This window comes from Nonomuraea sediminis (genome assembly GCF_018531495.1).
GTDB lineage: Bacteria > Actinomycetota > Actinomycetes > Streptosporangiales > Streptosporangiaceae > Nonomuraea > Nonomuraea sediminis.
This window is the reverse complement of record NZ_JAHDTI010000001.1, coordinates 370547-380742: the sequence shown is the minus strand read 5'-3', so window position 1 is coordinate 380742 and position 10196 is coordinate 370547. Positions and strand designations below refer to the sequence as shown.

Genomic DNA, 10196 nt, shown 5'->3' with positions numbered 1-10196 from the left:
GCCCGCTACATCGTCACCTCGAAGCAGGCCGACGCCTTGCCGATCGTGACCGTGATCCGGACGTGCCCGTCGGGCGGCAGCAGGATCGACCCCGGGTAGATCGGGTCCCGCGCGGAGGAGCCGTCATCGTTGAGCGGCGTGACGATGGCGGCTTTGTCGCGCACGTAGTAGGCCACCGTGGTGGACTCCACGTGCTCCACCCGGATGAGCGCGTCCGCCGCGGCCCGGTAGGGGTCCTGGGCGACCCAGAACTTGGCCACCCCGCCCTTCTGCCGCCGCAGCGCCGAACCGAGCGGGCCCGCGCGCACGCCGCCGTTCGAGGCGCCCTTCTCGCCCACGCTGTCCCCGGAGAGGCACGGCACCCCGTCCTTGGGCGTGGCCGGCAGCACGACCGGGCTCGTGGTCGCCACAGGACCGGGAGTTCCAACGTCTGTGGCCGCTGACTTGTCCGCTGAACAGGCAGTTTGGCTAAATGTCATGACAAGTGCCACTGCCATCATAGAAACCCTAGATTTCGCCATTGATCCAAATATGGCGGCCATTTATGATCACGTCCATGGGCTTAGCCGATCTAGTCGGTGCAGGCTGCGGCCTTCTCGCAGCGCTCTTCGTGGCCAGTGGTGTTCCCAAGATCAGACGACCGTTCGGGCTCGCCATCGCGCTCGTCCGCTTCGGCGTCGTCAGCCGGGTGAGGCCCGGGCTCGGACGGCTCCTCGGTGCCGCCGAGGTGCTGGTCGGCCTCGCCGTACTCCTCGTCCCACGTGCGGCGCTCGCCGCGCTGCTGCTCCTGGTCGCCTTCACAGCAGTGATCGTACGGTCGCTGCTGGCGGGCCAAAGCGTCGAATGCGCGTGCTTCGGCACCGGGGAGATGACCTCCTGGGTGAGCGTGGTGCGCAATGTGGTCCTGATCGGCGTGTCGGTGTTCGTCGGGCTGGCTCCCGCGGCGCCGGGATTGGACCAGCTCATTACCGGGCTTCTTCTCGGCACGACAGTGACCTGCGGCTATTTGCTGATTTCCACGATGGTTCACCTGAAGCCATTTACCGCGCGACTTGACTAGAGCAGGTGAAATGGGTAATAGCGGATTACTTCTCGTATCCCTTGCCTGGCTGATTCTGCTGTCCATCGGGCTGCTCGTGGTCCGCCGCGAACTGGCCATCCTCGCCGACCGCGTCGCCGCGACGGGCAGCGCGCCCGCCGACGGCATCGCCATCGGCTCGCCCGCGCCGCGCTTCGCCGGGCTGCGGCCCGACGACGTGGTCCTGTTCTTCTTCGGCGACTGCGCGCCGTGCCACGAGATGGCCCAGGAGGTGGGCCGCTCGGGCGAGGCGGCCGAGTACGCCTGCGTGGTCAGCGACGGGACGGTGCCGGACTCGGGCGCCGGCGTGGCGGGGATGCTGCCCGCGCAGGCCCGCGTGCTCACCGGCGCCTCGGCCGCCGACGTCAGGGGACGGTACCGGGTGCACTCGGGGCCGTTCGGCGTGGCCGTGTCCGGCGGGCTGGTCGTGGCCAAGGGCATCCTGCGCCACCCCGGCGATCTGGAGGACCTGCGCCGGATGGCCCAGGGGGTCCGCGCGTGAGGGCGGGCGGCCTTGCGCGCGGCCGTTTTGGGAGCGCTCTCATAAGGCGGGCGGTCCTGATCCCGCTGGTCGGAGCCGGGGTGCTCGCCGGGTGGTCGGTCAGGGTGGACCCGTGGGCGCTGCTGGTCACGGCGGCGCTGATCGTGGGGCTCGCGCAGCAGACCCTCCCTTGAGGCCCGAACGTGATCGTCATGATCACGCGCGCCCGCGTGTCCGGGTGCTTCCGTTCGCCGGTCGTGGCCGGTGCGATCCTCCTGCTGTCCGCTCTGGGCGGGGCGGCGCTCACCGGGGCGGCGCTCGGTCTGCTCGGCGCGGTACTCGAACCCGGGACGCGTGCGCTGCTCGCCCTGGCCGCCGCCGCGGCGATGACCGCGGGAGTGATCCTGCGCGCCGTACCGTGGCAGCTCGACCGCGAGACCGACACGCGGTGGCTGGCCTACCAGGACTGGCGTACCGCCGCCTACAACGGGCTCGCGCTCGGCCTGGGGTTCACCACCCGCATCGGGTTCTGGCTGTTCTACCTGGTCCCGCTGGCCGCCTTCGCCGGGGCCGACCCGCTGCTCGGCGCGCTCGGCTACGCCGCCTTCGCCCTGAGCAGGGTCGGTGTCTCGGCGCTGCTGGCCGCGGCCGACGTCGCGCTCCAGGGCGGCATCGACCGCGCCCGCGCGGCCACCGACGTGCTGGCGGCCCTCGCCCTCGGCGCGCTCTACCCCGCACTGGTCTGGCTGTTGTAACCCACAGGAAGGAAGGGCACATGGAAGAGGGCACGACCCGGCGCGGCCTGTTCGGCGGCGCGTTCGCCAACAGGTCTCCGCTGCCTCCACCGGACGCGCCGGTCGCGGTGCTGGCCTCGGTCTCGGGGCAGGACGTCACCGTCCGCGGTTACGGCCGCTCGGCGGGCCTCGCGCCCGTCGCGGCCAAGGCCGAGGAACTCCCGTACGGCTGGGCGCTGCGTCCCGGGGACCTCGTCGTTCTCGACGAGTCCACCCCCGGCACGCGCACGGCGGTCGCGCTGCACCGCAACGTCACAGGAAGCGTCGAGGAGGTCGCCGCCGACCACATCACCGTCAACGGCACCCGCTGCGGGCTGGACCCCCGCACGCTCTACTACGAGGGCCAGGCACCGGAGCCGAGCGCGCGCTCCGCGTCCGACCCGGTCAGGACGGGCGACACCGTCGTACTGGAATGCCTGGACAACCGCAACGACGGCACGCTCACGGTCCACTTCATGCGGCGGATCGGGAAGGCCTGATGGAGCGCGTCCTCGCCGTGGTGGTGATCGCGGCGTGCGTCGCGCTCACCGTGGCGTTCCTGGCGTGCCTGCGTGGCATCGCCGAACTGCGCCTGCGCCTGACGGGCAAGGGCATCGACCCTGCCAGCCAGCTGATCATCGGCAGGAAGCTGCCGGACTCCCTCGTCGGGCTGATCCCCGACGCGACCCGCGACGCGCTGGTGGTCTTCATGTCCGCCACCTGCGGAACCTGCCACGGCCTCGCCGCCGAGCTGGACAGGCTGCAGGGCCGCCAGGTGGTGGCCTGCGTCGAGGGCCAGCAGACCGCCGAACTGGTCGCCCTGCTTCCCCCCGAGATCGCTGTGATCCAGGGAGAGCGGGCCAAGGCCGTGGACGCGGACCTGCCGATGGCCATGTGGCCGACGGCCATCCTGCAGCGGGACGGGTTCATCGTCGCCGTCGGCCAGGGCAGCAGCGCCGACAGCGCCGAGGCTCTGGAAGTGCTGTGGGCACAGAGACCCGAATTCGCCGAGGAGGCACAGGCATGATCGTGAAGGAGATGCAGAGGACCCGGCTGACCAGGAGCAAGTTCCTGGCCGTCGCCGGGGCCACGCTCGTCGGCGTGGCGACCAAGGCCTGGTTCCCCGGCCGGGCCGAGGCCGCGCCCGACGGCTGCTACGGCGCCCCCACCTGCAGTTGCTGCAGCGCCACCACGTGCTGCGCCAGCGGCTGCAGCAGCGCCTACAGCTGTGGCGGCAAGCACTGCTGGACCAGCTGCGCCTACCTGGGCAGCTCGCTGTACCGCTTCGACTGCTGTGACTACACCAAGGGCGGCTCGCTCTGCATCTGCCGCGTCAACTACCGCACCTGCAGCTAGGGACGCGGTCCCCGGGGCGTCGACCGCCGTCGCCCCGGGGAACGAAACGCGCGAGTGCACCTGGTGTACTGGTCTGACCAGTCGTTAGAGTGCAGGTATGACTTACGAGGGACTGTTCCGGCTGGACGGACGGCGGGCCGTGGTGATCGGGGCCGGGAGCGGGATCGGGCGGGAGGCGGCGCTGGCGCTGGCCGCGCACGGGGCCGAGGTCGTGTGCGCCGACCGGGACGTGCCCGCGGCCGAGGCGACCGCCGCGGCGTGCGGGGGGACGGCCAGGGAGCTCGACGTCCTGGACGCCGCGGCCGTGGCGCGGGCGGCCGATGACACCAGCCCGGACGTGCTGGTGTTCACCGCCGCCACGAACGTGCGCAAGCGGCTGCTCGACTACTCCGCCGAGGAGTTCCAGCGCGTCGTCGACCTGAACCTGAAGGCGTCCTTCGATGTCGTCAGGGCCTTCGGCGCCGGGATGGTGGCGCGCGGGCGCGGCTCGATCATCGGGTTCGCCTCGATCAGGGCGTCCGTGACCGAGCCGGGTCAGGGGGTCTACTCGGCCACCAAGGCCGGGCTCGTCCAGTTGCTGCGTACGGCTGCCGCCGAGTTCGGGCCGAGCGGGGTGCGGGTGAACGCCGTCGCGCCGGGCGTCGTGGAGACCCCGCTGACCAAGCAGATCAAGGACAACCCCGCCTGGTACGAGGCCTACGCGGCCAAGAGCGCGCTCGGCAGGTGGGCCCAGGCGGAGGAGATGGCCGGAGCCGTGGTCTACCTCGCCTCCGACGCGGCCAGCTTCGTCACTGGCTCGGTCCTGTACGTCGACGGCGGCTGGACCGCGGTGGACGGCCGCTTCGACCCGCCGAACTGACGGCCCATACCGGCCGGGGGCACCCGCGTCGGTATGGAATCTTCGTGGACACCAGGCCTGACCTGTTCCGACAATGGGCGCGGAAAGGGTGGTCCGGTCATGAAGAAAACCCTGCTCGCCGTGGCGTTACTGCTGGCCTCCGTCTGGGTCGTCCTGACCCAGACGGAAGCGCAAGCCGCCAACCTGCTGGAGAACCCCGGCTTCGAATCCGGAACCCTGGCGCCGTGGTCCTGCTCCGCCGGTTCCGTGGTGACCACGCCCGTGCACTCCGGCGCCAGGGCGCTGGCCGGGGCCGCCTCGGGTTCCGACACCGCCCAGTGCACCCAGCAGGTGGCCGTCCGGCCCGGCACGCCGTACACGCTGACGGCCTGGGTCAGGGGCGGCTACGTCTACCTGGGCGTCAACGGCGGCCCGTCGACGTGGACCTCCTCCCAGCAGTACACGCAGCTGAGCCTCACCTTCACCACCGCGGCCAACCAGTCCACCGCCGTGATCTACCTGCACGGCTGGTACGGCCAGGGCACCTACTACGCCGACGACGTCGGCCTGGACGGACCCGGCCAGCCCCCGACGAGCACTCCCACCGTGACGCCCACCCCCACCCCGACGTCGACCACCTGTCCTTTGAAGCCGCGCCCGGCGGGGAAGGTCCTGCAGGGCTACTGGGAGAACTGGGACGGCGCGGCCAACGGCGTGCACCCGCCGCTCGGCTGGATCCCGATCACCGACTCGCGCATCGCCGCCCACGGCTACAACGTGATCAACGCCGCGTTCCCCGTGATCCGCTCCGACGGGACCGCGCTGTGGGAGGACGGGATGGACGCCACCGTCAAGGTGGCCACCCCGGCGGAGATGTGCCAGGCCAAGGCGGCGGGCGCGACGATCCTGATGTCCATCGGCGGCGCCGCCGCCGGCATCGACCTCAACTCCAGCGCCGTCGCAGACCGCTTCGTCGCCACGATCGTGCCGATACTCAAGCAGTACAACTTCGACGGCATCGACATCGACATCGAGACCGGCCTGACGGGCAGCGGCAGCATCGGCACGCTGTCGGCGTCGCAGGCGAACCTGATCCGCGTCATCGACGGCGTGCTCGCCCAGATGCCCGCCGGGTTCGGCCTGACGATGGCGCCCGAGACGGCCTACGTCACCGGCGGCAGCGTCACCTACGGCTCGATCTGGGGCGCCTACCTGCCGATCATCAAGAAGTACGCCGACAACGGCCGCCTGTGGTGGCTGAACATGCAGTACTACAACGGCAGCATGTACGGCTGCGCCGGCGACTCCTACCAGGCGGGCACGGTCGAGGGCTTCGTCAGGCAGACCACCTGCCTGAACGACGGCCTGACGATCCAGGGCACCACGATCAGGGTCCCCTACGACAAGCAGGTTCCCGGCCTGCCCGCCCAGCCGGGAGCCGGCGGCGGCTACATGTCCACCGGGCTGGTCAAGCAGAGCTGGAACAGCTTCGGCGGCGCGCTCAAGGGCCTGATGACCTGGTCCGTCAACTGGGACGGCTCGCGCGGCTGGACGTTCGGCGACAACTTCATGAGCCTGTGAGCCGCACCTGGACGGGGCGGCCGTGGACGGTCTCGAACTCGACGACCGTCCGCCGGCCGCTCACCCGCACCGCGCACGGCTGCGACCCGTCGGCACGCCAGCGCCCGTCGAGGGTGACGCGCAGCCGGTGCGGATGGCTCGGGCCGGCCAGCCACGGCCGTGACCACGGGCTGTAGTGCCCGACGTAGCGCCCTCCCTGGTACTGATCGTGGTCGATCCCGCCATAGAGGCGCAGGTCGGGATCGCACACCGCCAGCACCAGAGCCTCGCCCTCCGAACGGTGGAGCACCAGGCACGGCGTGTCGACCTCGCGCACGAGCCCGTCCAGCGCCACCCGCTCGAACACCGCGTACCCGGTGATCCCGGTCGCGCGGTCGCTGACCACGTGCACCCGCTCGTCGGCCCGCAGCACCCGGTACGGCGCGCGGCCCGGATCCGCCATCTCCTCGGCGAAGGCGGCCATCCGCTCGGCGGTCGTGTCGACCACCATGGCGTACTCGTAGCGCGCGTCCGCGGGCGCCCTGCCGTGCGGCAGCCACGCCGTGGCGAAGTCACCGGTGGTGGGCTCCTCGGTGGCGTTGTTGCGCGAGTTCTGCGTCGAGCGCGCCAGCGCCACGTCCTGGCCGGGCGCCACGTAGTAGCCGATGCCCTTGTCGTCCAGCAGCCAGCGCGGCCGCAGCCGTTCCTGGTAGGGCATGGCGGTGATCGCCTGCCCGTCCACCACGGTGGGGCCCGTCAGGCGCGTCTGGAACAGCGTGGTCTCGGTCTCGTCGACGGCGTTCGCGTTGGTGATGCCGGTGCCGATCGCGACGATCCGGTCGTCGAACAGGAACACCGACTTGCGGGCCCGGTGCGACCCGTCGTACTTGGGATGCTCATGCAGGTCCATGGCGAACATGCCGTTGCGCTCGTCGATGCTGTGCGCGCCGCAGAAACGGGCGTCGGTGAGGAGCATCTCCTCGATCGCCCCGGTCAGGTCGCCCTTGAGCCGTTCGAGCGGTTTGTGGATCGTGGTCGTGCCCGGGCGCCTGTTCCAGTCCCAGCCAGGCTGGGCGTAGCCGCTGTCGAGGTTGGTGCCGCGGTGGACGACCTGGATCTGGCCGTAGGTGTTGTACCTGCCGTACCAGTTCGCGCCCACGTAGATCTCGGTGCTCCACAGGTAGCGGTTGTGGCCGCGCACGCTGACCTGCCACTCGCCGCGCCGGTGCACGGCCAGCGCCGCGTAGTTCAGCACCCACGTCCCGTTCGGCGCCGGCTCCGCCTTGACGCCGCGCGCGGCCAGCTGGTCCGCGATCGCCTTCTGCTCGGCGGTCGGTACGGCGGGCAGCAACCGGAGGAAGGCGGCGCCGACCTCGTCGTCGATCCTGGCCAGCCACTGGAACGGCACGATCGACAGTGCCGTCAGGCCGCTCGGGTTGCGCCCGCTGATGGAGATCGGCCACTGCTGCCTGCCCGCGTAGACCCGCTGGGCCAGCAGCGCGCGCTTCAGCCAGCCGTACGACTCCGCGGAGACTGCGAAGACGCCGCCGCTCATCACGTAGACCAGCGGGGCCAGGCCCGTGAAGCCGTCGCGGACGTAGTCGGGGAAGAAGCCGACATGGTGGAAGGCGGTGCCGTCGACCTTGACGCCGTCCTGGATGCCGTCGGTGGGCAGCAGCGCCCGGTCGAGCCAGTCGCGCAGGGCGCGCAGGTAGGCGACCTGCTCGGCCTCGCCGTCGCGCAGCAGCACCGCGGCCAGCATGCCGCGGAAGGTGGTGTTGAAGATGTCCATCGTGCTGCCGTGCGCCATGCGGAAGCCCCAGCCGCGGAAGATCCTGCCGAGGCCGGTCAGCCACTCCAGGTCGGCGCGGACCTGCTCGAACAGGCCCGCCTCGCGCAGCGCGCCGGCCATGAGGTAGACGGAGTCGTAGTAGCCGCGTGCGTCGTAGCCGAGGTGGTGGATGGTGCCCTGGCAGCTGCCCTTGGTCCAGCCCTGCTCGCGCAGGTGGCCGACGATCTTCAGGTAGAGGGCGGCGAGGGCGGGGCGGTCCTGCGGGCCGGCGTGGTGGGCCTGCGCGATCGCCTTCATCAGGTCGGTGCAGGCGCGCAGGGTGACGGGGTTGACGAAGGCCTTGAGCTCGGCGGCGATCTCGACGGGGTAGATCTGCGCCTGGTAGGAGTGGACCGGGTGGCCGAGCAGCGCCTCGGTCTGCCTGGTGAGGGCGGGCACGTCCACCTTGACGGGGGCGGCCAGGTAGTCGTCCTGGTAGCGCGTGTGGAGCTTTCGGAGGTCCGCCAGCTCCTGCGCGGTGGGCGGCGTCCTGTCCGGGTGCTTCGTGCTGAGGAGCTGGTCGAAGCGGTGGAGGGCCTGCCAGTGCTGGTTGTCGTACTCGTCGCCTTCGGGGGCGATGCCGGGCAACTGGTGGTCGCGGCAGGGCGCGTCGGGCCGCAGCGGCACGTTGAGCATGAGCTGGTCGAGGTGGAGCGTCCCCGCTCTGGCGGGCGCGATGATCCGCACGGTGTCCATGTCCTCGCGGGGCCGGCCGTGCATGTCGTAGGCGTAGCGCACCCACGCCGTCCGCCAGCCGGTGAAGCCGAGCCGGAACTCGAACCACAGGTCCGTCCGCTCACCCCGCCCGAACTCGAACCGCAGCACGTCGTCGACCGGCTCCTGGTTGTGCACCCACACGCAGAACGCGTCGACGAGCCCCTGCCAGGCCTGGTCGTCGCCGTACCGGTAGGGGTCGGCGGCCCACTTCAGCGGCGCCTCGACGGTGATGACGGCGCGGCTCGCGTGCTCCCACCGCAGCGACCGGGTCCCGCACACGGCCACCTGGTCGCCGATCGACAGCCCTTCGCCGGAGAAGTGCAGAGGCACGGCGCTCTCCAGCAGGAACACCGGCGGCTCCATGGCCATGGCCCGCTGCTCCAGGTCATCGGCCGCGGCTTCATCGGCCGCCCACGGGACACCTGCCAGGAAAGCGCTTGCCGCACCGCTCGCGAGCAACGACCTTCGCGTGATCTCCACCATGGCGATATCCAACGCGAACGACGCAAAACTGTAAATATCCTTCATCACATAAGGTGTGATCATGAAGCGCTTGACGCAGTACGCGCAGGGTGGCGGGTGTGCTTGCAAGATCCCCGCGGGCGAGCTGGAGCAGGTGCTGGCGGGGCTGGGCCTGGAGCCGCCCGCCGACGCGGCGGGCGAACTGCTCGTGGGACTGGAGACGGGTGACGACGCCGCGGTCGTCCGCATCGACGGCGACCGCGCGGTGATCAGCACCGCCGACTTCTTCACCCCGGTCGTCGACGACCCCTACGACTGGGGCAGGATCGCGGCCGCCAACGCCCTTTCCGACGTCTACGCGATGGGCGGCACGCCGCTGGTGGCGCTCAACCTGCTGTGCTGGCCCGTCGAGGCCTTGCCGTACGAGCTGGCGCGTGAGGTGCTGCGCGGCGGCGCGGACGTGGCGCGCGAGGCGCGCTGTCACCTGGCGGGCGGCCACAGCGTCACCGACGTCGAGCCCAAGTACGGCATGGCCGTCACCGGCCTGGCGGACCCGGCGCGGCTGCTGCGCAACAGCGCGGGACGCCCGGGACTGCCGCTGTCGCTGACCAAGCCGCTCGGCCTCGGCGTGCTCAACAACCGGCACAAGGCGACCGGCGAGGTGTTCCCCGAGGCGATCAGGACGATGGTCACGCTGAACGAGGCCGCGAGCCGGGCCGCCCTCGAGGCGGGAGCCGAGTGCGCGACCGACGTGACCGGCTTCGGCCTGCTCGGCCACCTGTACAAACTGGCGCGCGCCTCCGGCGTCACCGCGGTGATCGACGCGGCTGCCGTGCCCCTGCTGGAGGGCGCCCGCGAGGCCGTCAAGGACGGCTACGTGCCCGGCGGATCACGCCGCAACCTGGCCTGGGTGGCCGACCACACCCAGACCATCGGCGTCCCCGAGGAGGACCTCCTCCTGCTGGCAGACGCCCAGACCTCAGGCGGCCTCCTGATAGCCGGCGAGATCCCTGGCGCACCGGTGATCGGCGAACTCATCCCCCAGGGCCCGCTGCCCCTGCTCATCAGGGGCTGACCGACGACTCCACGAGGAGGCCGGG

The 10196-nt window shown here is 71.1% G+C and carries 12 protein-coding genes; 10 read left to right on the top strand and 2 right to left on the bottom strand.

What is annotated here, in order from left to right; genetic code table 11:
• Positions 1–5 precede the first annotated feature (5 nt).
• The gene (locus KIK09_RS01670; protein WP_214316809.1) at positions 6–410 is read right to left on the bottom strand and encodes a hypothetical protein; all 405 of its coding nucleotides are present in this window, start codon (positions 408–410) and stop codon (positions 6–8) included.
• 146 nt (positions 411–556) lie between these two features.
• On the opposite strand from KIK09_RS01670, the gene KIK09_RS01665 reads away from it, so the two are divergent.
• The 9 genes from KIK09_RS01665 to KIK09_RS01625 all read left to right on the top strand — a co-directional run bounded on the left by KIK09_RS01665 (position 557) and on the right by KIK09_RS01625 (position 6107).
• Entirely contained in the window at positions 557–1060 is a 504-nt protein-coding gene (locus KIK09_RS01665; RefSeq protein WP_214316808.1) for a MauE/DoxX family redox-associated membrane protein, read from the top strand.
• Between the two features lie 10 nt (positions 1061–1070).
• The gene (locus KIK09_RS01660; RefSeq protein WP_214316807.1) at positions 1071–1580 is read left to right on the top strand and encodes a hypothetical protein; all 510 of its coding nucleotides are present in this window, start codon (positions 1071–1073) and stop codon (positions 1578–1580) included.
• Positions 1577–1753, top strand: coding sequence for a hypothetical protein (locus tag KIK09_RS01655; RefSeq protein ID WP_214316806.1), 177 nt, complete (start codon positions 1577–1579; stop codon positions 1751–1753). Before KIK09_RS01660 ends, KIK09_RS01655 begins: the two co-directional genes overlap by 4 nt.
• 18 nt (positions 1754–1771) lie before the next feature.
• Complete coding sequence (locus KIK09_RS01650; RefSeq protein WP_214316805.1) at positions 1772–2314, top strand: hypothetical protein; 543 nt, start codon at positions 1772–1774, stop codon at positions 2312–2314.
• Positions 2315–2334: 20 nt separating this feature from the next.
• Positions 2335–2832: a hypothetical protein gene (locus KIK09_RS01645; protein WP_214316804.1), complete on the top strand. Its 498-nt coding sequence runs from the start codon at positions 2335–2337 to the stop codon at positions 2830–2832.
• Positions 2832–3359: a hypothetical protein gene (locus tag KIK09_RS01640; protein WP_214316803.1), complete on the top strand. Its 528-nt coding sequence runs from the start codon at positions 2832–2834 to the stop codon at positions 3357–3359. Before KIK09_RS01645 ends, KIK09_RS01640 begins: the two co-directional genes overlap by 1 nt.
• Positions 3356–3688, top strand: a complete 333-nt coding sequence (locus KIK09_RS01635) for a hypothetical protein (protein WP_214316802.1) — start codon at positions 3356–3358, stop codon at positions 3686–3688. The genes KIK09_RS01640 and KIK09_RS01635 overlap by 4 nt, the downstream gene beginning before the upstream one ends.
• Positions 3689–3785: 97 nt before the next feature.
• Positions 3786–4547: an SDR family NAD(P)-dependent oxidoreductase gene (locus KIK09_RS01630; RefSeq protein WP_214316801.1), complete on the top strand. Its 762-nt coding sequence runs from the start codon at positions 3786–3788 to the stop codon at positions 4545–4547.
• Positions 4548–4646: 99 nt separating this feature from the next.
• Entirely contained in the window at positions 4647–6107 is a 1461-nt protein-coding gene (locus KIK09_RS01625; protein ID WP_214316800.1) for a carbohydrate binding domain-containing protein, read from the top strand.
• On the opposite strand, the gene KIK09_RS01620 is transcribed toward KIK09_RS01625, so the two are convergent.
• Positions 6094–9117 (bottom strand): chondroitinase family polysaccharide lyase, encoded by a 3024-nt coding sequence (locus KIK09_RS01620; protein ID WP_214316799.1) that lies wholly within the window; start codon positions 9115–9117, stop codon positions 6094–6096. The two genes, KIK09_RS01625 and KIK09_RS01620, sit on opposite strands and share 14 nt — an antisense overlap.
• Before the next feature lie 61 nt (positions 9118–9178).
• Here KIK09_RS01620 and selD point away from each other — a divergent pair, with 61 nt between their 5' ends.
• The gene (gene selD, locus KIK09_RS01615) at positions 9179–10171 is read left to right on the top strand and encodes a selenide, water dikinase SelD (RefSeq protein WP_214316798.1); all 993 of its coding nucleotides are present in this window, start codon (positions 9179–9181) and stop codon (positions 10169–10171) included.
• Positions 10172–10196: the final 25 nt, after the last annotated feature.